The organism is Bartonella bennetti, from assembly GCF_045945445.1.
Lineage (GTDB): Bacteria > Pseudomonadota > Alphaproteobacteria > Rhizobiales > Rhizobiaceae > Bartonella.
Map to the genome: position 1 here is coordinate 1,579,436 of NZ_CP174576.1, position 25,317 is coordinate 1,604,752.

Below are 25,317 nucleotides of genomic sequence, written 5' to 3' on the forward strand. Positions count from 1 at the left end.
CCTTTTAAAAAGATAAATAAAAATATTACTGGAGAAAAATGTTAGTTTTTAAAATTGTGAATTTTCTTTTTATTATTCTTTTTATTATAATGTGATGGTTTCTCAATTCGTTACCTGATCTTCATTGATAACAATCTCTAAATTTTTTTTATGAAGTTTTTGACTGTTAATAATATTTTGTGAAAACAATTTGAACAGAGCAACTAATAGTCAACTTTTATCAGATAAAGGCCTGAGGGGGGTGCTACTACACCACAACGGGCCCGATTTTTCGCATGAAGAGCTGCTTCTAGATCTTCAGCTGTCCAGCGTCCAATACCGACTTCCATCAGGCTTCCTGCAAATGAACGGATTTGATGATGAAGAAAAGAACGAGCTTGTGCATAAAGGAAAATTTCTTCTCCTTCTCTTTGGATATCCAAGCGATCAAGGGTACGAACAGGACTTTTGGCTTGGCAATGAGCTGATCGGAAAGTTGTAAAATCATGCTGTCCTACAAGTCTTTGAGCCGCTTTATGCATAGCATCAGCATCTAGTGGTTTTGGCAACCACCAAACACGCTTAGCATTGAGAGCTGGTGGTGAACGGCGATTGAGAATTTTAAAAAGATAGTGGCGTTTAGTGGCACAAAATCGTGCATCAAAGTTATCAGGAACACTCTGAACATTTAGAACAACAATATCTTCGCCTTGTTTCTGCAAATGAGCATTGAGTGCATCACGTACAATATGCGTACTCCAATGTTTCTCGAAATCAATATGAGCAACTTGTCCCATAGCATGGACTCCAGCATCCGTTCTTCCAGCTGTAGTGATGGTTAGTTTTTGTCCGCTAAAGTGAAAAATAGCTTTTTCAATGGAACTTTGTATTGTACGAAGATTCTTCTGACGTTGCCAGCCAGCATAATTAGAGCCATCATATTCAAGAGTAAGTTTAAAACGTGCCATATTAGAAAACTGCAGAAATATTAGCTCCTCGCAAAAATGTTGCGCGATCAAGAAGTTTTCCACCGGATCTTTGGAGATGAGTTATTTCTATACATCCTTGTCCACAATGAACAATTAATTGCTCTGGTTCGATGCGCCCAATTTCAAGGGAACTCTTTTCTATTAAGCGACTTCCAAGAATTTTCACTCGTTCTTGTTTGCCATTGATATTCATGTTGCACCAACAACCAGGAGTAGGAGAAAGAGCGCAGATGTGTTTATGAATCGATTTGGCAGACTTCGTCCAATCAATTTGAGTTTCTTCTTTTCTGATTTTAACAGCATAGGTCACTCCTTTTGACGATTGTGGAATAAGTGTCAGTTGATCTTTTTCGAGAGCTGATAAAGTTTCTACGATAAGTTTTGCTCCTATATGTGATAGTTTTTCTGAAAGTTCATAAGCTGTCATGTTATCAGTGATAGCAACTGAATGTGATAAGACAATAGGTCCTGTGTCTAACCCTTCATCCATTTTCATAATCACTATTCCTGTTTCTTGGTCGTCAGCCATAATTGCACGTTGAATAGGTGCAGCTCCACGCCAGCGTGGTAACAATGAGGCATGAACATTAAAACAACCAAAGCGTGGTGATTCAAGAATGGGTTTAGGCAATAATAATCCATAAGCAACAACAACAGCAACATCAACAGAAAGTTCCGCAAATTGGATTTGCTCTTCAGCTGTTTTGAGAGTTTGAGGAGTAAAAACAGGAATCGATTTATCTTGTGCTGCAATTTGAACAGGAGAAGGCGACAATTTGAGACCACGCCGTCCTGCTGGACGAGGAGGTTGGGTATAAACTGCTACAATATCATGACCGGCTTCTAATAAAGCGTGCAAGATGGGTACAGAAAAATTCGGTGTTCCCATAAAACCTAATCGTAATGCCATTATGAAGCTGCTTTCTATATACTTTGCTTTTTTGCACGTTTTTTGAATTTTCGTATTACCATATCACGTTTGGTTTTTGAAATGTGGTCAATAAAAAGATAACCATTCAAGTGATCAATTTCATGTTGCAAGCAAGTAGCTAAAAGATCATTTGCTTCAATTTCTTCTTGTTTTCCTTCACGATTTTTATAGCAAATACGGAGGCATTTGGGACGTTCAACTTCTGCAAAATATTCAGGAATAGAAAGGCAACCTTCTTGATAAACGCTACGTTCATCTGATATCCATAAAATTTCTGGATTAATAACAACAAGCGGATTTTTAGGAGCATCTTTGGGGGAGATATCTACAACTAACATCCGCAATGGTATACCAACTTGAACAGCTGCAAGTCCAATACCTTGAGCATTATACATAGTTTCTAGCATATCATCAGCTAATTTTTGAATAATTGGATCAATATGCTCAATTGGTTTTGAAACTTCACGTAAAATAGGATCAGGTAAAATAACTAAAGGCTTTATTGACATAATAAATAGTTGTGTAAATCGATGCTTAATTTATAAAGGCAAGTATTGAAACTGAATAAGTGCATGTATTTTTTTGCGATAAAAACATTATATTATTCTTATGTTTGATTCGCTTTTTTTAATAATGCCCTTTGGTAGGCACTATAGTCAACTAGTGGTTTTCTTTGTTCTAGTTTGTGTAGTGCTTTTAATCATTATACATAATAACCGGAAAAGAGCCATTTTGGAACGTGAAGTAGTTGAACGTGCTCGCGAGGCACAAATGCAGATGGCTACATTGTTGCAAACACAAGTTGAAATGCAAGGACGTATGCAAACAATGGCAGAAATTTTTGGTCAAAGGCAGTTTGAATTGAATCAATCTATTTGTGAACAACTTAATGGGATGAGAACCAATTTAGGACAAACTCTTCAGGTGCAGACTAAGTCTACTTATGAAAACTTGACTCGTTTACAAGAACGTTTGGCAGTGATAGATGCCGCACAAAATAATATTCAATCGCTTACTGGGCAGGTTGTTCAATTACAAGCTATTTTAAACAATAAGCAAACACGAGGTATTTTTGGACAGGGACGGATGGAAGCAATTATTTCTGATGCTTTACCATCTAATGCTTACGTTTTTCAAGCCGTTCTTTCAAATGGAAAACGACCAGATTGTCTTATTTATATGCCTAATAAGGCACCCTCTCTTGTTATTGATGCTAAATTTCCTTTAGAGGCTTGGCATGCAATGCGTGAGGCATCATCATCTAGAGAACGTCAGGAAGCTGAACGCCAATTTCATCATGATATGGATGTTCATATTCGCGATATTACGAAAAAATATTTAATTCCTGGAGAAACACATGATACAGCTTTTCTTTTTGTGCCATCAGAATCTATCTTTGCCACAATCTATGAGGAATTTGAGTCATTAGTGCAAAAAGCTAATCGAGCGCATGTGATTATTGTATCACCTTCTTTATTAATGTTATCTGTTCAAGTTGTGCAAACTATTATGAAAGATGCAAGGATGCGTGAACAAGCGCATTTAATCCAATCAGAAGTATTAAGATTAATGGAAGATTTTGGACGAATGGATATACGTGTTCGCGCTTTACAGAAACATTTTTATAAAGCGAGTGAAGATATCGAAGCAATTTTGACATCATCTTCTAAAATTATGAAGAGAGCTAATCGCATTGAAGCTTTTGAATTAAAAGAAAACAATTCTATATCGGAGCCAACAGCAATACATACTCAGCCACAAACCCCGCCCTTAGATGATAAGGAGTAAAAGAAAAGTATCAAAATACCATATTGATTTTTTTTATTTATAAATTAATTAAAGCTTTTAATAATGTCCCATTTAATTTTTATAGTTAGGCAGAACAAGTGATATGGCGCTTTTTTTTGTTAGGCGGGTGTGTATTCCTATTAGGAAGTTGTTCTACAAAACCTCCTGCACATATTAATAACGCTTGTGCTATTTTAGCTGAAAAAGAGAGTTTTTTTAATAATTGGAGAAAGGCTGCTAAAAATGCGGAGTTACTTCACGGAATTCCTATGCCTATTATTCTTGCAACTATTCGTGTAGAATCAGGTTTTCGTCATAATGCACGTCCTCCACGTACAAAACTTTTCGGTTTTATTCCATGGAAGCGTCGTTCTACGGGGTATGGTTATTCTCAAGCAATTAATAGTACATGGGATCATTATGTTCGTTCTACAGGAAAAATTTTTGCGCGGCGTACCAATTTTACGGATACAGCAGATTTTATTGCTTGGTATCATCGCCAAAGTGTTCGACGTAATAGTATTAGCCCAAATGATGCATATAATCTCTATTTAAATTACCATATGGGACATGGTGCTTATTCACGTCACCAAGGTCCTTCGTCTGCTGATATTGCAAAAAAAGCACAATACGTGGAAGCATTGTCTAGACTTTATAATCAGCAATTAAAAGCATGCGGGCGGCGCTAAAAGCGCTATGAGGTCCTTTTTATCAAAATTATTATAGTGATTGCTGAGAGTGTGGATGTAAATTGCTTTTAATCCCTATTTCTAAGTTTTAAAATAATATTTTTTGCTGTGTTTGCTTATATAAAATATATAGCACAATTTTACCAAATTTCGTCCTGTTTTTTAGGAATTATTCAGGATTTTTGACTGGCCTATTGAAGTGTCACAATTTGTAGTTCATGCTCATTAGCACCTGCAAGGGCTATAGAACGTTCATCAGATAAAATAATTGGGTGACCTGTTTCTCCGAAGAGAGCCCATATTGTAATACCTGGGATCATGGGGGGAAGATCTGGAAAATTTTTGGCTAGATCATCTGTACAAACTTCTTTTAAATAGGCAATTTGTCGCGCATCAGGAAAGATCGTATTTTGTAACGATAAGATTTGTTTACGCTCTTTCATGGTATTGATCCTTTATGCGTTACCTTCTATTACTTTGATTACTATTGGTGCTGGTTTTAATTGCGATTGTTAAAGATTAATAGATAAAAGACAATTTTTCAACTCAGCATTTGTTACATGGATTATTCTTAGCGAAAAGAAGATATATTGAAATTGGACTAGAGACCATACTATAACATAAATACTGATATTTTTAATTCTTTTCGTGTTTCACTGAACGATCAGCTGATTGCCTTTAATTGAGATCACTGATCTTAAATTTAATAACAGACACAAGAGATGTATACAATTTTTAACTACTTTAATGAAAATAACCAACTTTACGGATATATTGTAATGTTTTTTTGATTATCTCAAATTTAAAAAGAAAGAAATATGATATATAATATATATCATTTTGGTAATTTTACAAAGCAGCCATTTAGCGAAATTAAACAAAAACTTCGAAAAAGAAGATCTAACAGAGTATAATGACTGAAAAAGTTATTAAATCATTAAAGGTGTACAAAGATACCAAGATAATTTATGGAGTGGATGAAATTGCAGAAATATTTCGTCGTTTTTCCATTCAGCGTCCTATACCTAAGAGTGATCTTAATTATACCAATGTTTTCACTCTTTTGGTTGCGGTTGTTCTTTCTGCCCAAACTACGGATGCTAGCGTTAACAAAGTTACAAAAAAATTGTTTCGCCTTGCTGATCAACCAGAAAAAATGATTATATTAGGAAAAGAAGGAATTGCACATCATATCCGTGCGATTGGTCTTTGGCGTGCAAAAGCGCATAATGTTTATGCACTTTGTTGTCGTTTGATTGATCAATATGGTGGACAAGTTCCTGATAGTCGTGAAGAACTTATGACGCTCCCTGGTGTAGGACGTAAAACTGCTAATGTTATTTTGAACATTGCTTTTGGACAGCCTACTATGGCGGTGGATACACATATTTTTCGTCTTGGAAATCGTCTTGGTTTCGCATCAGGAAAAACACCGGAAGAAGTCGAAGAAAAATTAGTAAAAATTATTCCAGATTGTTATCTACAGTATGCACATCATTGGCTCATTTTACATGGACGTTATATTTGTAAAGCGCGTAAAGTAGAATGCGTACAGTGTATCATTGCAGATCTTTGCAAAGCAACAATTAAAACGAATGCGATTCCAGCGCCCTTAGTTGAAGTTAAAGACAATGGGGCTCCAGTTTTTTTTTAACACGGACTTGCTATTTTATGTATACTGGCTTATGAAAATGTAATGAGAACTGCCCGGCAGGGCATGCCGTGGCTGTTCAAATGTTTACTCGAGCTTTGGTCAGCTTGATCGAATTTAAACGTATAACGTATGGAGTAACGAAATGCCCAAAATGAAGACAAAATCATCTGCTAAAAAGCGATTTAAAGTCACTGCAACAGGTAAAGTTAAAGCCGCTGCTGCAGGTAAACGGCATGGTATGATTAAACGTTCTAATAAGTTTATTCGTGATGCACGTGGAATGATGGTGTTGGCTGAACCAGATGCTAAAAAAGTTATTCAGTGTTATTTACCAAATGGCCTTTGAGCTTTGCTTTGATTTTGTAGGAGATTATTCATGGCACGTGTAAAAAGAGGTGTTATAGCTCATGCTAAGCACAAGAAAGTTCTCAAACAGGCTGAAGGTTTTTATGGTCGTCGTAAAAATACTATTCGTGCAGCTAAAGCAGCGGTTGATCGTTCGAAGCAATATGCTTATCGTGATCGTAAAAACAGAAAGCGTACTTTTCGTGCTTTGTGGATTCAAAGAATTAATGCTGCTGTTCGTATAGAGGGCTTGACTTATGGGCGTTTTATTGATGGCCTATCAAAGGCTGGTATTGAGATAGATCGTAAGATTCTCTCTGATATAGCTATTTATGATCCAGTAGTATTTACTGCTTTAGTGGATTCTGCAAAGAAAGCGTTAGAATATTTGAAAGATACAACACCCAATGCTTTTGAAAGCGCTGTCAAGTAGCCAGCTGCGTTCTCTTTAGGCATTCATTATTCGGGGTTCCGCGCTGGTTATTACTGGTGCGGTTTTTTTGTTGAAAAAATAGGCAGAAATTATGAACAATAACGATATTAAGCATTTGGAACAAGAAATTTGTTTTGCTTTGAAAACAGCGAATGATGAACAAGCACTTGAGGCAGTGCGTATTGGGGCATTAGGAAAGAAGGGAAGTATTTCTGAAAAATTAAAAGCATTAGGCAAGATGAGTGCTGATGAGCGGCGTAAAGTAGGTCCAGTACTTAACGCGTTAAAAAAACGCGTTTTAGAGTTATGGATGCAAAGGCGTGATGTTCTCAAGCATCAAGAAATGACTATACGCCTGTCTAACGAAACCGTTGATGTAACTTTACCTGTTCGTTCATCACCCATAGAGCGGGGACGTATTCATCCTATCTCGCAGGTGATTGATGAAATCGTAGCTATTTATATGGATATGGGTTTTTCTATTGCAGAAGGGCCAGATATTGAAACGGATTATTATAATTTTACTGCGTTAAATTTTCCTGAAGGTCATCCAGCGCGTGAAATGCATGATACTTTCTTTTTTGATGTTGATGAAATGGGAAATCGAAAACTGTTACGCACACATACATCACCGGTGCAAATTCGTGTGATGGAAAAGAAACAAGCTCCGATACGTATCATTATTCCTGGAAAAACTTATCGTATGGATTCTGATGCAACTCATTCACCAATGTTTCATCAGGTGGAAGGATTAGTGATTGATAAAGTTTCTAATATTGCACATATGATGTGGCTTCATGAAACTTTTTGTAAATCTTTTTTTGAAGTACCTTCGGTAAAGATGCGTTTTCGTCCTTCTTTCTTTCCTTTTACTGAGCCTTCTATGGAAGTGGATATTCAATGTGATCGTTCTGGTTTGGAAGTAAAATTTGGTGAAGGTCGTGATTGGTTAGAAATTTTAGGATGTGGAATGGTACATCCTCATGTTTTGAAGAATGTTGGTTTTGATCCTGATGAATATCAAGGTTTTGCATGGGGAATGGGCATTGATCGTATTGCTATGTTAAAATATGGTATGCCTGATTTGCGAGCTTTTTTTGATGCTGATGTTCGTTGGTTAAATCATTACGGTTTTCGCTGTTTTGACATCTCTCTTTTATTTTCTGGTTTGAACAATGTGTGATCTTATAACAGTTGTCATGTGAGGTTTGAAAATGAAATTTACGTTGTCCTGGTTAAAGGATCACTTAGAAACAAATGCGTCTTTGGATGAAATTTGTGATAAACTGACAGCTATTGGCCTTGAGGTTGATCATGTTGAAGACCGTTCTTGTTTAACTGGTTTTGTAATTGCAAAAATTTTAACCGCTATTAAACATCCTGATGCGGATAAATTACAGGTTTTGTCAGTAGATATAGGATCTGGTCCGCATATTCAAGTTGTATGTGGTGCATCAAATGCACGTCCTGGACTTGTTAGTGTTCTTGCGTTGCCAGGTACTTATGTTCCTGGGCTTGATGTGACGTTGTCTGTAGGAAAAATTCGTGGTGTGGAAAGTTTTGGTATGATGTGCTCACAAGCAGAGCTTGGCTTATCCAATGAGGATTTTGGGATTATTGAACTTTCAAAAGATGCACCCATTGGAATGTCATTTATAACTTATGCAGGATTAGATGATCCAGTGATTGATATTGGTTTAACGCCTAATCGTTCTGATTGTACAGGTGTTAGAGGAATTGCGCGTGATTTAGCTGCAACTGGAATTGGAAAATTAAAAAAATTATCTTTACCACAATTATCTTCTTCTTTTGAAACGTTAGTTCAAGTTTCTTTAGATTATCCGCAGGACTTATCATTATGCCTAGGTTTTTCTTGGTGTGAAGTTCGCAATGTACAAAATGGTACGTCGCCACAATGGATGCAACAGCGTTTGAATGCTATTGGTTTGCGATCAATAAATGTGCTGGTTGATGTAACAAATTATATTAGTTTTGATCTTGGTCGTCCCCTTCATGCTTTTGATGCGGATAAGCTGAAAGGGACATTGGCCGTACGTCGTGGTCGTGAGGGTGAACAATTTCAAGCATTAAATGGTAAAGTTTACAGTTTAGGTCCTGAAAATTGTGTTATTGCAGATGAAGAGGGTGTTATTGCTATTGCTGGTATTATGGGTGGAGAAAGAACCAGCTGTGACGAAAAGACACGTCGTGTTATTATTGAATCAGCGCTTTGGAATTCAAAGAATATTGCGCAAACTGGGCGTTCATTGGGACTTATTAGTGATGCACGTTATCGGTTTGAGCGGGGTGTTGATCCGGCTTTTATGGAATCGGGTCTTGAGATTGCCATAGAATTAGTTTTGCGTCTTTGTGGTGGGGAAGCATCAACGACACAAGTCATAGGATATAAAAAGCCAGAAATCAAAGAGATCGTTTTTCCATTTTCGGAAATTAAACGTTTAACCAATTTGGAGATAGAACCAGAGAAAGCTTTTAGTTTTTTGATACAGCTTGGGTTTGTCATTGAAGGAAAAGGGAATGTGGTTACAGTTGAAGTACCAACCTGGCGTCCTGATATTGTTGGTAAGGCTGATTTAGTAGAAGAAATTATGCGGATTTATGGATTAGATAAGATTCAGCCTATACCGTTGGAAAATTTTGCTGAGATTAAGCAGAAAACGTTTACATTTTTGCAGATTTGTTCATACGCTGCTCGTAGGATTTTAGCGTATCGAGGTATGATGGAAGCTGTAACTTGGTCATTTATTTCTGAAAATCAAGCATTAGCTTTTGGGGGTGGTCAGGAACAGCTTAAATTAGTGAATCCTATTGCTTCTGATATGTCGGTAATGCGTCCTTCTCTTTTGCCTGGTTTGCTTGTTGCTGCACAGCGAAATATTGATCGTGGTTTTTTAGATTTTGCTTTGTTTGAAGTTTCCAATATTTATCAAGGTGACATACCTGATAAGCAACAGAATGTTGCTAGTGGTATTCGTTGTGGTACGGAAAAATTTGAAGGAGCTGGACGCTTTTGGTCTGGAAATGTAAAGGCAGTGGATGTTTTTGATGCTAAAGCGGATGCATTCGCTGTTTTAGAAGCATGTGGTGTGGATAGCAGTAAAGTGCAAATTGAAGTTGGAGCACCTAATTGGTATCATCCTGGTTGTTCAGGTGTTATTAAACTTGGACCGAAGGTTATTCTTGGCTTTTTTGGTATTTTTCATCCTAGTACTCTGGAAAAGTTAGGTGTAAGTGGCCCTATATGCGGTTTTGAAATTTTCCTTGATCGCATTCCAGAATCCAAAAAAAAAGCCACTAAGATCCGCCCTCCTTTAAATTTGTCACCTTTTCAAATGGTGCGACGTGATTTCGCATTTGTTGTTGATAAAGAAGTCGCATCTTCTCTTATTGTTCGTGCTGCGAGTGGAGTGGATAAAAAATTTATTTATTCAGTACAGGTTTTTGATCTTTTTGAAGATCCAAGTCTTGGACAAAATAAGAAATCTGTTGCAATTGAAGTTGCTATTCAGCCTATTGAACGAACTTTGACTGATGAGGATCTTGAAAAACTATCTTTAAAAATAATTGAGAATGTCACTAAAAAAACCGGTGCGTATTTGCGTTATTAATTATTATATAAAGCTAGTTTTGTTTTTTTGGATATGAAAAATATTTCAATATTTCCTTTCTTAAAGATAACTAGAAAAGTCGTTATTTTAAAATTATTGCAAAGTTAGGAATTAACTGTTATTTGTATATGATAATGCAAATCATTAGCAATAGAGAGAAAGTCAATGCAACTGAGAGCGTTTTTTATCACGTGTTTTTTGGGTATAATTCTTTTCATTCCCGGTACAGTTTTGAGTGCTGGTAAATTTAAAGCTGTCACAACTTTCACTATCATTGCTGATATGGCTCGTAATGTCGCTGGTGATGTTGCCGATGTTGAATCAATTACCAAACCAGGTGCTGAAATTCATGAATATCAGCCTACACCACGCGATCTTATGCGTGCTCAAGGAGCTAATCTTATCTTATGGAATGGTTTGGGGTTAGAGCTTTGGTTTGAAAAATTTTTTCAAAATCTCAAAGATGTTCCAAGTGCAATCGTTTCAGAAGGTATTGTGACTATTAAAATTGGAGAGGGGCCTTTTAGTGGTAAACCGAATCCTCATGCGTGGATGTCGCCAATCTCGGCCTTGATTTATGTTGATAATATTCGTGATGCTTTTGTAAAATATGATCCTGAAAATGCGGCTATTTATAATAAAAATGCTGAAGTTTATAAACAAAAGATTCGTTTGAGCATTGATCCAATTAAAACTGAGTTGCAAGCAATACCAGAAGATAAACGCTGGCTTGTAACAAGTGAAGGTGCATTTAGTTATTTAGCTCGTGATTTCGGTTTGAAAGAGCTTTATTTGTGGCCTATTAATGCTGACCAGCAAGGGACACCACAGCAGATTAAGCATATCATCGATATGGTTCGGAAATATAATATTCCAGTTGTTTTTTCTGAAAGTACTGTTTCTGCTGCACCTGCTAAGCAGGTGGCAAAGGAAACAGGTGCTAAATATGGGGGTGTGCTTTATGTAGATTCACTAAGTGATAAAGATGGTGAGGTTCCTACTTATATTGATTTATTACGTATTACAAGTGCCCGTATTACTAAAGCTTTGTCAGATGAGGTAAGGGGCCAATGATTGGGTGTGGAATCTCTGCCCAAGATGTAACTGTGACTTATTGTAACGGTCATACGGCTTTGCGAGAAGCGAGTTTTGAAAGTCCTGTAGGTTCCATTTCCGCATTGATTGGGATTAACGGATCAGGAAAGTCTACATTATTTAAAGCTATTATGGGATTTGTAAAAACTTCAAAGGGTAAAATTTGCATTTTGGGTTTATCAGTTAAAAAGGCTTTAAAACAAAACCTTATTGCATATGTTCCCCAAAATGAGGATATTGATTGGAATTTTCCTGTTCTTGTTGAGGATGTTGTTTTGATGGGACGGTATGGCCATATGAATTTTTTTCGTTATGCCCGAGCACAAGATCATGAAGCTGTTCGTGCTGCGTTAGAGCGCGTCGATATGTTGCCGTTTGCTAAACGTCAGATTGGTGAACTGTCTGGTGGACAAAAAAAACGCGTTTTTTTGGCACGTGCTCTTGCACAGAAAGCAAAAGTTATTTTACTAGACGAGCCCTTTACAGGAGTTGATGTCAAGACAGAGGATAAAATTATCGCTTTGTTGCAAGATCTGCGTAAAGAAGGCGCTGTCATATTAGTCTCTACTCACAATTTAAATTCCGTTGCTGAATTTTGTGATCGTACGATTTTAATCAAGGGAACGGTTGTTGCTTCTGGATTAACAGAAGTGGTGTTTACACAAAAAAATCTTGAACAAATTTTTGGTGGTTCTCTACGTCATCATTATGTTGGTTCTCAATATGCAAAACAAAATGATGTTTGCATAGATGATGATGAGACTTTATTTCATGATTGCAACCAAAAACTGGAGCATATTTTATGATTGCTTGGTTGCTTGAGCCTTTTACCTACCAATATATGATTAATGCAATGTGGGTTTCAGGGTTAATTGGCTGTGTTTGTGCCTTTCTCTCTGCTTTTTTAATGTTAAAAGGTTGGTCATTGATTGGTGATGCGCTTTCCCATTCGATTGTGCCTGGAGTTGCTGGTGCTTATCTTTTGGGATTACCTTTCTCATTTGGAGCGTTTTTTTCTGGCGGGCTTGCTGCTGCAGCAATGTTGTTTTTAAATTATAGAACAAAGCTAAAAGAAGATACAATCATTGGTTTAATTTTTTCTTCCTTTTTTGCCTTTGGCTTATTTCTGAAATCGCTGAGGCCAATGTCTGTTAATATTGATACGATTGTTCTGGGAAATATTTTAGCAGTTAATTCATCAGATATTATGCAGTTAGCTTGTATTGGTTTTGTTTCCCTTTTTATATTGTGTATGAAATGGAAAGATTTATTGGTTTTTTTATTTGATGAGAGTTATGCGCGCGCTATTGGATTAAATGTTACGCTATTAAAAATTCTCTTTTTTACACTTCTTGCTGCTTGTACTGTTGCAGCTATGCAGACAGTAGGAGCTTTTTTAGTGATTTGTCTTGTGATTACACCAGGAGCAACAGCTTATCTTTTAAGTGATCGTTTTGTAAATCTTTTAATTATTGCAGTTATGATTGGAACCCTTACAAGTATCTTGGGTGTTTATATGAGTTATTTTTTGAATGCACAAACCGGTGGTGTTGTTGTGCTTTTTCAAACATTTTTATTTATAGTCGCCTTTATTTTTGCCCCTAAATACGGTTACATCGCTACACGCTTACGTGTGAGAGCGGCAAAAAGGTGGGGTGATGATATATGATTGATCAATTGCTGCTTCCTTTTCAGTTCTCTTTTATGATTAAAGGTATGATCATTACCATTATTTTGACTGTTCCAATGGCTTTGCTTTCTTGTTTTCTTATTTTAAAGGGATGGGCCCTTTTAGGAGATGCAATTTCTCATGCAGTTTTTCCTGGGGTAGTTGTTGGATATATGGCGACCCCATGGGTGATGACATTTTTGTCTTCTATGCCGTTTCTTTGGTTTCATGATGTACGTCCTGCTAATGTCACAATGACTTTGATTACTTGTGGTGCTTTTTTAGCAGGTATGATTTGTGCTATTGTAACGGGTTTCTTAGGGAACAACAGTCGCGTTAAACAGGATACTGTTATGGGTATTGTTTTTTCATCTATGTTTGGTTTAGGGCTTGTTTTAGCAACAGCAATATATAGTGATTTGGATTTAAATCATATTTTATTTGGTAATCTTTTAGGTGTTAATTGGCTTGATATTACGCAAACAACAATAATTTCTGTTATTGTTACAACAATTTTGGGCATAAAATGGCGTGATTTTATGTTGTACATTTTTGATTCAATTCAAGGACGTGCAATAGGATTACAAATATCGGTGCTCCATTATACTTTTTTAACAATGATTTCTCTGACAATTGTTTCTGCTTTGCAGGCAGTTGGAATTATCTTAGTTATTTCTTTGTTAATTGCACCAGGCGCTATTGCTTATCTTATTACTAAGCATTTTTTTTCTATGCTGTTAATTGCTGTATTTATTGCAGTATGTTCGAGTTTTTTTGGAATTTATCTCAGCTTATTTATTGGTTCTGATTCTGCGGCTACAATTGTATTAATTTTAACACTCATTTTTATTGTTATTTTTATATCAACTTCCTTTCGTGAGAGTACAGTTCAAGAAATTTAATGGAGCTCACGCATAGCAGCTATGCATTTTTGTATATTGTTTCTAGTGTGTGTTTTCATTAAGTAAGGAGAAGCTAGATCATTTTCCTCCTAATGTCTAGTGAATGAGTGCAGTATTCCTCCTCCCAACACTGCATTCGTAATTATAAGGCTGCATTGATTTATCATGCAGCCTTTTATTTTGGAATTCTCTAAACGAATTAATTTTTATTGTTTGAAAACTTTAAAATTGTCATCATATTGTATAGATTGTTCTTTTTTTTGGAAAACAATTACTACTGAGAATGTATTGACTGATTTATTGTGCAGAGAGATGATGATGTATTAAATTTTCATAGTAAAAATATTTTGCACAATAGTATCTGAGCAAGAAAAAACAGTGACAAATAATGAAGAAAGATTTTAAGATATCTCGTCCTCTCCGTATTTGCTATTCTATATTAGGATGGGTAATGATTGTATTAGGTTTTATCGGTATCATTCTACCTATTATGCCTACAGTGCCCTTTTTATTAGTTGCTTCATGGTGTTTTGCTCGTTCATCACCACGTTTTCACCATTGGTTGTGTAATCACAGAATTTTTGGTTCTCCTATTAAACAATGGGAGGAAAAAAAAGCTATTCCACTATCTATCAAGATTTTTGCAGTGATAAGTATGCTGGGTGGTTTTTTATCGTTTTTAGTGATCATCCATCCAGATTTATGGCTTATTTTATTAGTTGCGGTTATCTTATTGCTGATTGCTCTTTATATTATAACGCGTCCATCTTCTTAAATATGATCGAAATGAAAAATTTTACTGACAAAAAGTATTTTTCTTTAACTTATTTTAAAAAGTTCAGTATTTATGAATATCAAAGCGGTACTTCACTTTATAAGATTTTTCAGAATATTATAAGACTGCTACGTTCATTAAAAATAATTACTGTATCAGGAAGTGTGATTCCAATTAGGGAAGACTGGATCATGAAGATTATGATCTTATTTTATATTTAAAAAGGAATATTTTATTGGTTAAGTTTACTGTTCAGAAGTTATTTGATACAAATGAGTTAATGGTTAAACTTTTACAGGCTTAGCAATGCGTTGTTCATTCCCAAAAAAATTTAAGTAACGTTGTATTTCTTTTGGATCGCCAATAGCTTTTTCGGGATTATCCGAAAGTTTTACAGCTGGTCGGTCATTAGCATGGGTGACTTTACAAACAAGAGAAATGGCTTCAAGGTTTGGAATATTTTTAGGTGCACAATTTTCAAAATCATTAGTAAGATTAGTTCCCCATCCAAAGTACATACGGACTTTGCCGTGAAAGTGGTGATAAGTTTTTTCAATTGTGTCTATATCTAAAGCATCAGAAAAAATTAATAATTTTTCACGTGGGTTTTTTCCTTTTTCTTGCCACCATTTGATGATTCGCTCACCTCCTTCGATAGGTGGAGCACTGTCGGGTCTGAAACCTGTCCAGTCCGCTACCCATTCTGGGGCGTTTCGTAAAAAAGCTTCTGTGCCAAAAGCATCAGGCAAAACAATTAAAAGGTTACCACCATAATAACGATTCCAATCTTGTAAGACTTTATAAGACGCTTTACGTAAATCATCGTCATTATTGGTAAGAGCAGAAATAACCATTGGTAATTCATGGGCATTGGTACCAAGAGCTTCTAAATCTGTATCCATGGCTAGAAGGACGTTAGAAGTACCTGTAAAAGAATTACCAATTCCTTCTTTTAAAGCTTCAACACACCAGCGTTGCCATAAAAATGAGTGCCGACGTCTAGTCCCAAAGTCAGATATTTTAATATCGGGCAGTTTTTTTAGTCGTTCAATTTTGCTCCACATTTTTGCTTTGGCACGAGCATAAAGCACATCAAGTGCAAAAAGACCAAGATTTTTCATAGCAGCACGTGAACGTAATTCACTAATGATAGCAAGAGCAGGAATTTCCCACATAGAACTATAAGCCCATGGTCCATCAAAACGGAGAATATATTGACCATCTTTGCGAGTTAATTCATATTCTGGAAGCTGAAATTTCTCAAGCCACTGTAGAAACTCTGGTTCAAAAATTCGTTTACGTCCATAAAATGTATTACCAGCAAGCCAAATCATTTCTTTTTTGGTAAAGCGCAAGCTAAGGGCATGATCAAGTTGAGCGCGCAACTCATTTTCATCAATATCATTGGCAAGGCGAATTGTTTTTGTGCGGTTTATGAGAGAGAAAGTGACTTTAACATCTGGATACAATCCCCAGATCATCTGCACCATAAGAAGTTTATAAAAATCTGTATCAAGAAGAGAACGGATGATTGGATCATGTTTCCACGTATGATTATAGACACGTCTAGCAATATCTGTACAATTCATGACCTTTGCTCTTATTCGTGGAGTAAAATTTAAAACTGTTATGCATTTTGCACCATTACAAGAAATGCATAAACTATAACAATTTTATAGTTTTGAGCAATATAAAAAGCTTTTCATTTATTTATGATTCTAGGGTATATATAATTTCATGCTTGCCTGTTTTTTTTAATTTTATGCCTTTATCAATTTTATTGTATTCTTTTCCGTTAATACTAATCATGTTTTTATTTGCTCGTCTAATTTTAATTTTATAAACAGCACTGTGAAATTTCATTTTTGCTTCATATTCAGGCCAGAAGGAGGGTAAATGTGGGCGTAAAAATAACTTTCCGGCTTGCAGGTGAACTCCAAGAATAGTTTGTGTTGCTGCACGATAAAGCCATCCTGCTGAGCCTGTGTACCATGTCCAGCCACCTTGTCCACGATATGGCTCAACTGTATAAATATCTGCAGCCGTGACATAAGGTTCAACACGATAAACTTCTGGATTTTGACCATGATTGATAGGATTTATCCTTGAAAACAGCATGTAAGCTTTATCTTCCTCTCCTATTTCAGCAAGTGCTAAAATACTCCAAATGGCACCATGAGTATATTGTCCACCATTTTCTCGAACTCCTGGAGGATACCCTTTAATATAACCTGGTTCGAGAGCACTTTCGTTGAAAGGTGGCCAGAAAAGGCGTATGAGGCCAGTTTTTTCATCATAGAGGTGATCAAGCAGTGATGTCATTGCTTGTTTTTGACGGTTAGAAGCTGCCATTTTGGAAATTACAGCCCAAGATTGAGCAATAGCATCAATTTGACATTCATCATTTATTTTAGAGCCAAAAGGAGTTGCATCATCAAAATAACCACGTCGATACCAAGCACCATCCCACCCTTTTTCTTCTAGAGCTTTAATGAGACGCTTTAAATATGCACTCCAGGCTTTTGCACGGCTATGATCATTACGATTTTTAGCAAGAGGAATGAATGCTTGTAAAGCAGTTCCAAGAAACCATCCCAGCCAGATACTTTCACCTTTTCCTTCAATGCCCACCAAGTTCATACCGTCATTCCAATCACCACCCAGAATCAGAGGTAGATTATGTGGTCCACAGCGCTTGATGGCGAGATCTAAAGCTAAAGCACAATGTTCATAAAGTGTTGTAATGTTAGAGGATTGTGTAGGTTGGAAATAAGCATCTTGTTGCTCTGTGGTTAAGAGGGGACCTTCGATGAAAGGAACTAAAGTATCAAGAAATTCAGTTTCGCCAGTGGTTTGAACATATAAGGCTGTTCCATAAGCAAGCCAAACGATGTCATCAGAAATAAGTGTGCGGACACCAGCATTTGTATCAGGAAGCCACCAATGCTGTACATCTCCTTCAGGAAATTGGTGTGCTGCTGCATTTAATAAATACTCACGTGCTAATTGTGGTTCAAGCAGTAATAAAGATAAACTATCTTGCAATTGATCACGGAAACCAAATGCTCCACTAGATTGATAAAAAGCTGAGCGTGCCATCAAACGACATGTATAAACTTGATAGGGTAACCAATGATTAACCATAATATCAAAAGAGGGATCAGGGGTTTTTACTTGTAGTGGAGAAACAAAATCATTCCATTTTTGTTTTTGTTGTGCGAGGAGAATCTTAAAATCATTTTTATGCACTTGGTCTAGTAGTTTTTCAGCTTTTTGAATATTTTCAGCGTTGCCAAGATAGAAGATAATTTCTTTTGTTTCTCCTGGTTGTAAATCGATATCATAGGCGAGTGCTGAACAAGGATCATGACCTGGTTCTACTGTATTTGAAAGTGCTTCAGCTTCACGGATAGCTTGTGGATGTTGAATGGTTCCTGTTATGCCGATAAACTCAGTACGATCAGTAGTAAAACTGGTTGGCATTTCGGATGCTGATAAGAAAGTAACTTGTTGAGATTTTTCAATGTGATAAGGATTTTGGATAAAATGTGCACCACGTTTAGGATCGTAATGGGGAATAATAAAGGGCGCATATTGTGTACGGATGTTTCCTAAAACCCATTCAGCATAATTATAAAGGCGTAAACTACGTGGTTTTTTTCCTTCATTTTTAATGATGAGACGAGAAAAACGAATTGGCTTTTCTCCATTAAGAGTGTGGGTAAGTTCTAATGCAATATCTGAATGTGTAGACTTAAAAGTTGAAAATCCAAAACCATGGCACGCTTCATAAATGACATTGTCATCACATTCGACGGCAGAAACTGGAGAAAAACATTTTAAAGATAGACGATCAACAAGATAGAGTGCTTCTCCTGGACGATTGGTAACGGGATCATTGCTCCAAGGTGTTAATTGGTAGTCACGGCTGTTATTAGCCCAGGTAAAGAGTGCTCCTTCAGCGGATACATGAAAGCCAAAACTATGGTTTGCAATTATGTTAATCCATGGATGTGGTGTTGTTTGGCATCCATTCAAACGCACTACGTAATGGTTATCCTGATTAAAACCACCATAACCATTCCAATAACGCAGATCTTCGCTCGGTATGGGAAAAGAAGAAGTTTTCTGTTGGTCAATGAGAGCAATAGAAGCAAATAGGTTTGGTTTGGCTTGTGGTTTTTTTTGTGTTCTTTTATTATATTTTTTGTGGTTTAATTTATGATTAGATTCTTGACTATGACTGCGTATCACTAAATTGGAATCAATATTTTCTATACGTTTCAATTGTTCAGATAAAGATCCATTTTGGGCATGTAAGATAATACGGGCTGATGCGAGAAGTGTTTTCAAACTTTGTTCACTCATTTGATCGCGTTGGAGGGTGAAAATATGATGTTGTCCATTCATTTCTTTTGTACGGTGACGGTAAGATTCACATGTCCATTTAATGGCACGTTGTGTATTTTGTAGATAAGAAAATGTCTGTTCATTTAAAATAACTATATCAGCGATGAGACCTCGCATACGCCAATACTCATATGCTTTAAGAAGTTCGCTCAGTACAGTGATATCCGTTTCATTATCAATTCTGAGGAGGAAAATAGGATAATTTCCTGAAATAGACATTGGCCATAAATCAGATTGTTTTCCAAGAGTTTTTGCTAATATTTCAGGAGGAAGACGCCATGTTCGATCAGGATAGATAAGTGGTGTTATATATTTTTGATAAGTAATAGCTTCTTTAGGACTGATATTGTTTTGATACAGTGAAACTTGTGAATGTATCCATGCCTTTGATAATTCTTGCTGGAACATATGAGGTTGTCGATAATGCTCAATATAGTTTTGTAGTGTTTTTTTTGAATCGGCAGCAAAAGTCCAAAAAATAAGTTCTGCTTTTTCATATGCTGGAATTTTTACACGACAACGGATTGAAATAATCGGATCAAGAACACACCCTTGATTACCCTTGAAACGAGTATTTTGGTCAAAGACAATTGGGTGATGAATAGATCGACCACGGCCAATAAAAATGCGACGATCAGTTTCTGCTTCTGCTTCTGGGATAATTCCTGATGGATCAGTAACAAAATGGGCGACATGAATATTAGGATCGTGAGGAGAACGTTTGCGTCTTTTAGCTAAAATTGTCCCACCTGAATCAAGAATTTCTGTTTCTATGAACATCCGCGAAAAAACAGGATGAGCATGATCATCGTCCATTGTTGCGAGTGCTAACTCACCATAAGAAGTTATTTCAACTATTCGGTCTTTGTGAGTTGTATTCATTAATTGTATACGTCGACCTTCACCAGCACCTTCAGAAGCAACAAGGCATTCAAGTATTGATTTCAGGCCATCAACTGTTTTTGTATATTCAGCTTTTTCATCTGTAAAAATACTAACTACTTCTTCTTCGGCTATACGTGTTGGTTCACTAGTGATAGACCACCAGGATTTATTATATGTATCTTGGACAAAGAAAAAAGTTCCTTGTTGATCTTCTGATACATCAGGAATAAAACGCGTGATGGCATAATTATGCCAACGGCTATAACCAGAACCATTTGCCGTCGTCATTATGGAATAACAACCATTCGATAGAAGTAAAGTTGCTCTAGGTTTAAAAAGGGGATTTGTAATAATGCGTACAGGAGTATCATCAAAACCTCTAGAGCTATTGTGTATAGGATTGTTCATTTTAGTATGAATGACAGGAGTTTGTCGTGGCGCTCTTTCCTGTAATAAGAGTTGTACAGCTTTTATAATTGGATCACGATGAAAGCGATTGCGCATACGCCCTTCAAAAATGATATTATTAATGGCAAGAATTGACATGCCATGGTGATGTGCATAATAGTTACGCACGATAGCATATTTTTCTCCTTTTTGTACACGTGAAGGAGTAAAATCAATAGCATCGTAATAACCGTATGTTCCTAAAGCACCAAGATTACGCAGGCGTTTTAGATTAGCGGTAGATTGAGTTGGCATATATTGTGCAGCTAAAATACTAGCATAAGGGGCAATGACAGCATTGCGTGATAAGCCACGTTGAAGCCCAAGACTTGGAACACCAAAATTAGAATATTGATAATTCATTAAGTGGTCACGAGTATTAAATGCAGCTTCTGAAATACCCCATGGTAATCCTCGTTTGCGCGCATATTGTATTTGATGGCGAATAATGAGCCGATTTGTTTGATCAAGTATGGATCCTAAGGGTTCACGCATAACGAGGGAAGGCATAAGATATTCAAACATGGATCCTGACCATGATAATAGAGCACTTTTCCAACCAATTGGGGTAAGTAATCGGCCAAGACGAAACCAATGTTTGAATTTAATATCGCCCTTAGCGATAGCAAAGAAGCTTGAGAGACGTGCTTCTGAAGCTAGAAGATCATAGCAGCTTTCATCAAGTTTATTTTCCTGTACGCGATAGCCAATAGATAAAAGTTGGCGTTCAGTCTGTTCTAAAAAATCAAATTTCATATCGAAAGCTATTTGTCGAGCTTTTTCAGATAAAGTATTTAATTCTTTGCATAATTCTTTAATATCATAGTTATTGGTAATATCATGGTTATGTGCTTCACAGGTTTCTATCAGGAATTTAGCCCAAGATAATATATAAGCAGATTCTTTTGTTTGGATTGTTTTATCCAGTCTATTGATTAAATGTACAATGTTACGAGCAGTAATGGAAAGACGAGAGATATTTATAACGGCTGCTGGTTTTGCTTTGAGTTCACTAACAGAGTGATGAAAATTAGCAATATGCTCTTTGATCTGTTGACGAAATGGGTGAGGAAACTTGAGATTGTCAGGAATTTCTTTTAAGATTTCTTCAATAATATTACTGATATCGAATAAACCATCTAGATCGCTTTGTAAAAAAGTATCAGGTGTTTCAGCCCATTCGCTTAAAGCAGAAGACAGAGTTATTAAATGGCCAGCAAGATTGCCTGAATCAACCGTTGAAATATAAGTTGGTAGAAGAGGCTTAAGTGTATCTGTTTCATACCAATTATACAAATGACCTCGAAACTTTTCCATTTTTTCAAGGGTACTTAATGTGCACTTAATTCGCGTAATGGCATCTTCAAAGCTAATCCAACCAAAATCACGTGCGGCAATAACAGAAAGTAGGTACACTCCGATATTGGTGGGTGATGTGCGCTGTGCAACAAGAGGTTCAGGTTCCTCTTGAAAATTATCAGGTGGCAAATAATTATTTTGTGCATTAACAAAGGTTGCATAATAAAGCCATGTGCGTCGTGCAATGCACCTTAGTATTTTTTTATCTGTGGAGGATATATCAAGAACATCTTGAAATGTTGTTGGTTTGCTGACAATCCATGCAATCAGTGGTGAGAAAAACCATAGAAGCCCAAAGGGTAAAGCAATCAATATTGTTGAATTATGAAAAAATAGAGGTAATCCTATAGCAATAATACCAATAAATACTGCTGGCCACATAGTGATGATATAGAAACTTAAACTGCTAGGAATTAATTTCGTTGCAGCTGAAGTTTTCCATTCAAGAAGATACTGTTTTGAGATCATCATGCGATAGAGTGCGCGGATGATTGCATCAGTCATAAAATAAGCTGAATGGGCTATAAATGTAATTTTAAGAAATATTTCTAATATCGTGGAGGAAATACTACTTGAAATTAATTGCAACTGTCCGCATAAAGAATAATCACTATTGGAGGGAATAAACGTACGAAAGACACCTAAAATTTGCGCAATGAAAGGACTGAAAAGCAGAAATATTTGCCAAACAATTGCTATCTTTAACGGTAAAAAAGACCATCCTACTATTGCTGCAATAAGCCACATGAGTGGTGTGAGAGAACGACGCAAATTGTCTTGCATTTTCCAGCGCGTTGTGAGACTTATGGTATGATGGTTTAAAAGATAAGGCAATAACTGCCAGTCACCACGGATCCAACGGTGATGGCGAATGACATCAACGTTATAGGCCGTTGGATAATCTTCAATGATTTCTACATCGCTTACAAGCGCAGTGCGTGCATAGCTTCCTTCCAAAAGGTCATGACTGAGGACAGTATTTTCTTTGATTTTGTTTTTCAGTGCTTGTTCAAAGGCATCGATATTGTAAAGCCCTTTTCCGGTAAAAGTTCCTTCTCCTAAAAGATCTTGATAGGTGTCAGATACAGCAAAGACATAAGGATCAATTCCACGATTGGTAGAGAAAATTCGTTGCAAAATTGATGTTTCTTCTTCTGCTGTGAGAGGAGGTGTAATACGGGGTTGTAAAATACTGTAGCCTTTTACAATTACCCCATTTTTTTCAGAAAAAATGGGGCAATTAAGTGGATGGTTGAGCTTACCAACAAGTCTAGTGACACTTTCAGGCGTTAGACGTGTGTCTGAATCTAAAGTCATAACAAAACGACAATCCATAGGAAGGTGCGGATCTGGAGCATAAAAACTCGTATTTTCATTTCCTCGGAGTAAGAGATTAAGTTCATGAAGTTTCCCACGCTTGCGCTCCCATCCCATCCAGCATTTTTCATGAGCGTTATAAAGACGTCGACGGTGAAGAAGAAAAAATAGGGGGATGCTATCACGCTGATAGCGTTGGTTCAGCTGAGCAATACCCTTTTGTGCATAGTGTAACAGATCAAGGTCATTTTGTGTTTCTTCAAATGGAGCATCTGCCCAGTCTGTGATAAGAGCAAAATGAATGGCACCTTGAGGATTAGAAAGGTAGTGCACTTCAAGATTACGTATTTGTTCATCGATATCATGACGTGATGTGATTAAAGTGGGGACAACAACCATTGTGCGTGCATCTTCGGGAATACCTGCTTTATATTCATAACCAATGAGCTGTTTTGGTGGAACAAACCATGAAACAATAGTGTTAAAAAAAGCAAAAGAAGCGTCCATAGTAGGAAAAAGTGTCAGTGCAGTGAAAAGGAGTGTCATTAATGGTGTCAGACCGGATGTTTGTAATGAAGTATAGATCGCGAACAAAAGAACGAACATTAAAAGAAAGATAGGAATGGCAATGGTTCCTATTTTTAAACGGTAATAGGTTTGTATCCATTTTGTCAGAAATGATGGTTTGTATCCGCAAGCTTCTTCAAAAATAGAACGTCCATCATCAACAAGGTACCATCCAACAGAAAAATTATTTTTACAAGTAACATCTTGAGAGCAAGTTTTTGTCATCTCTACAGCTTTACGTGCAATTTCTAATTCACTAAGAGGTGAGCGATGGGCGATTTTTTCGATGACTTGTCGATAAGCATTACGTGAATGAGAATCAATTTCAGAAAAATCACTATTTTCACGTAGGATTAAGTCTACACAACTTACTGTTTCAAACCATTCCGTCCAATCAACATCATCAATAGTTTTGAGAGCACGAATAATATTGCTCATGGTTATACCATCTGTTGTTTGACGAGTATGTTCATCAGCTGTTATCATTTCTGGACTACTGCCATGAAGATACAACTGTTCTTCAAGCCAGGTTAATGCTGTTGTTGAATCAACAGATGCACCTCGCAGGCGATAAAATAAATGAGCTGAAAAAATCGAATGAGAGGTTAGTTTTTCATAAAGGATGAGAATATTTAATTGAGTTTCATTTTTTGCAAGGGCAATTTTATCGGCTACTTGATTAGCAAGAGAATGCATATACCGTGCTTGTTCCATACGCAATGAAAGACGGCAGATATTTTCAATTAATATCATACGAACAACAAAAGGGAGAGCCCACAATTCACTAATTTTTAGAGTACAAACTTTTTGAAAACCATTAACCATTGCTGTCAGTGTTTCTTGTGAAAACCTGCTATCTGTATGGGCAACATAAAGCCAGGCTAAAGCAAAAATACGTGGAATTTCTTTTTTCTGTTCGTAAAGGGGGAGTTGCTTGATGAAAGATTTAGAAAAATTGCACCGTAGCTGCTGTATAGTTTTATCAATAGTATAATGATTATCAATAAGCCACTGGGCGGATAGTGCAATTGTTTCATTATTACGTGCGGCAACATCGTTGATGTGAAAGACATGGAGAATAAGTTTAGCATTTTTAATTAATCGTTTGCGAAAATCATTTTCTTCTTCTTTATATTCAGGAAGCAAGATTTCTTGGCCGGAGGCTATATTATATCCTAACTTATAAAGCTCTTCTTGTGATTTATTAGTTGAGCGAATAGGGGAACTAGTCTCATCGAGATAATGAATTTTTGTCTTTTGGAAAGAAAACCACTTCATGCGATGTAATCGGGGTACCATAATGTTCTATTGCCATTCGATGATGTGTTATTTACTCAATAGACTGTTGGTATTTTATCTCAATAAGTGAACACTTCATTTCATTAAAAATAAGTTTTTGTTTTTATTGTAAGTTTTTAAATTTTTTGTAGAAAAAATTAAAGGGTTAAAAGAGA

The 25,317-nt window shown here is 36.5% G+C and carries 18 protein-coding genes; 12 read left to right on the forward strand and 6 right to left on the reverse strand.

Features of this window, described 5'->3' with window-relative positions; translation table 11 throughout:
• Nucleotides 1–203: 203 nt before the first annotated feature.
• The 3 genes from truA to def are packed head-to-tail and all read right to left on the reverse strand — an operon-like array spanning nt 204 to nt 2,408.
• Nucleotides 204–947, reverse strand: coding sequence for a tRNA pseudouridine(38-40) synthase TruA (gene truA, locus ACJTDF_RS07030; RefSeq protein ID WP_407965553.1), 744 nt, complete (start codon nt 945–947; stop codon nt 204–206).
• A 1-nt stretch (nt 948) separates the two neighbouring features.
• Nucleotides 949–1,878, reverse strand: a complete 930-nt coding sequence (gene fmt / locus ACJTDF_RS07035; protein WP_407965554.1) for a methionyl-tRNA formyltransferase — start codon at nt 1,876–1,878, stop codon at nt 949–951.
• 14 nt (nt 1,879–1,892) lie between these two features.
• A complete protein-coding gene (def, locus tag ACJTDF_RS07040) occupies nt 1,893–2,408 on the reverse strand; it encodes a peptide deformylase (RefSeq protein ID WP_407965555.1) in 516 nt (171 codons plus the stop codon).
• Between the two features lie 100 nt (nt 2,409–2,508).
• On the opposite strand from def, the gene ACJTDF_RS07045 reads away from it, so the two are divergent.
• On the forward strand, nt 2,509–3,687 hold the full coding sequence (locus ACJTDF_RS07045; RefSeq protein ID WP_407965556.1) for a DNA recombination protein RmuC: 1,179 nt from the start codon (nt 2,509–2,511) through the stop codon (nt 3,685–3,687).
• Between the two features lie 98 nt (nt 3,688–3,785).
• Entirely contained in the window at nt 3,786–4,376 is a 591-nt protein-coding gene (locus tag ACJTDF_RS07050) for a hypothetical protein (RefSeq protein ID WP_407965557.1), read from the forward strand.
• 191 nt (nt 4,377–4,567) lie between these two features.
• On the opposite strand, the gene ACJTDF_RS07055 is transcribed toward ACJTDF_RS07050, so the two are convergent.
• Nucleotides 4,568–4,819, reverse strand: a complete 252-nt coding sequence (locus ACJTDF_RS07055; RefSeq protein ID WP_407965558.1) for a DUF1150 family protein — start codon at nt 4,817–4,819, stop codon at nt 4,568–4,570.
• A gap of 470 nt (nt 4,820–5,289) precedes the next feature.
• Between ACJTDF_RS07055 and nth the strand changes: the two genes are divergently transcribed.
• The 10 genes from nth to ACJTDF_RS07105 all read left to right on the forward strand — a co-directional run bounded on the left by nth (nt 5,290) and on the right by ACJTDF_RS07105 (nt 14,878).
• Nucleotides 5,290–6,030 carry an endonuclease III gene (nth, locus tag ACJTDF_RS07060; RefSeq protein WP_407965559.1) on the forward strand — a complete coding sequence of 247 codons (741 nt, stop codon included), beginning with the start codon at nt 5,290–5,292 and terminating at the stop codon, nt 6,028–6,030.
• Nucleotides 6,031–6,172: 142 nt separating this feature from the next.
• On the forward strand, nt 6,173–6,376 hold the full coding sequence (gene rpmI / locus ACJTDF_RS07065) for a 50S ribosomal protein L35 (protein WP_035005477.1): 204 nt from the start codon (nt 6,173–6,175) through the stop codon (nt 6,374–6,376).
• A 30-nt stretch (nt 6,377–6,406) separates the two neighbouring features.
• Nucleotides 6,407–6,808 carry a 50S ribosomal protein L20 gene (gene rplT, locus ACJTDF_RS07070; protein WP_407965560.1) on the forward strand — a complete coding sequence of 134 codons (402 nt, stop codon included), beginning with the start codon at nt 6,407–6,409 and terminating at the stop codon, nt 6,806–6,808.
• Between the two features lie 91 nt (nt 6,809–6,899).
• Nucleotides 6,900–7,991: a phenylalanine--tRNA ligase subunit alpha gene (pheS, locus tag ACJTDF_RS07075; RefSeq protein ID WP_407965561.1), complete on the forward strand. Its 1,092-nt coding sequence runs from the start codon at nt 6,900–6,902 to the stop codon at nt 7,989–7,991.
• A 31-nt stretch (nt 7,992–8,022) separates the two neighbouring features.
• Nucleotides 8,023–10,437, forward strand: coding sequence for a phenylalanine--tRNA ligase subunit beta (pheT, locus tag ACJTDF_RS07080; protein ID WP_407965562.1), 2,415 nt, complete (start codon nt 8,023–8,025; stop codon nt 10,435–10,437).
• A gap of 165 nt (nt 10,438–10,602) precedes the next feature.
• Nucleotides 10,603–11,511 carry a metal ABC transporter substrate-binding protein gene (locus tag ACJTDF_RS07085; RefSeq protein ID WP_407965563.1) on the forward strand — a complete coding sequence of 303 codons (909 nt, stop codon included), beginning with the start codon at nt 10,603–10,605 and terminating at the stop codon, nt 11,509–11,511.
• Entirely contained in the window at nt 11,508–12,338 is an 831-nt protein-coding gene (locus ACJTDF_RS07090) for a manganese/iron ABC transporter ATP-binding protein (protein WP_407965564.1), read from the forward strand. The genes ACJTDF_RS07085 and ACJTDF_RS07090 overlap by 4 nt, the downstream gene beginning before the upstream one ends.
• The gene (locus ACJTDF_RS07095) at nt 12,335–13,201 is read left to right on the forward strand and encodes a metal ABC transporter permease (RefSeq protein WP_407965565.1); all 867 of its coding nucleotides are present in this window, start codon (nt 12,335–12,337) and stop codon (nt 13,199–13,201) included. The genes ACJTDF_RS07090 and ACJTDF_RS07095 overlap by 4 nt, the downstream gene beginning before the upstream one ends.
• Nucleotides 13,198–14,103 carry a metal ABC transporter permease gene (locus ACJTDF_RS07100; RefSeq protein WP_407965566.1) on the forward strand — a complete coding sequence of 302 codons (906 nt, stop codon included), beginning with the start codon at nt 13,198–13,200 and terminating at the stop codon, nt 14,101–14,103. The genes ACJTDF_RS07095 and ACJTDF_RS07100 overlap by 4 nt, the downstream gene beginning before the upstream one ends.
• Nucleotides 14,104–14,491: 388 nt before the next feature.
• The gene (locus tag ACJTDF_RS07105; RefSeq protein ID WP_407965567.1) at nt 14,492–14,878 is read left to right on the forward strand and encodes a YbaN family protein; all 387 of its coding nucleotides are present in this window, start codon (nt 14,492–14,494) and stop codon (nt 14,876–14,878) included.
• A gap of 284 nt (nt 14,879–15,162) precedes the next feature.
• Here ACJTDF_RS07105 and pncB read toward each other — a convergent pair whose 3' ends face one another.
• Nucleotides 15,163–16,467: a nicotinate phosphoribosyltransferase gene (gene pncB / locus ACJTDF_RS07110; RefSeq protein WP_407965568.1), complete on the reverse strand. Its 1,305-nt coding sequence runs from the start codon at nt 16,465–16,467 to the stop codon at nt 15,163–15,165.
• A gap of 121 nt (nt 16,468–16,588) precedes the next feature.
• Complete coding sequence (locus tag ACJTDF_RS07115) at nt 16,589–25,162, reverse strand: GH36-type glycosyl hydrolase domain-containing protein (RefSeq protein ID WP_407965569.1); 8,574 nt, start codon at nt 25,160–25,162, stop codon at nt 16,589–16,591.
• Nucleotides 25,163–25,317 lie beyond the last annotated feature (155 nt).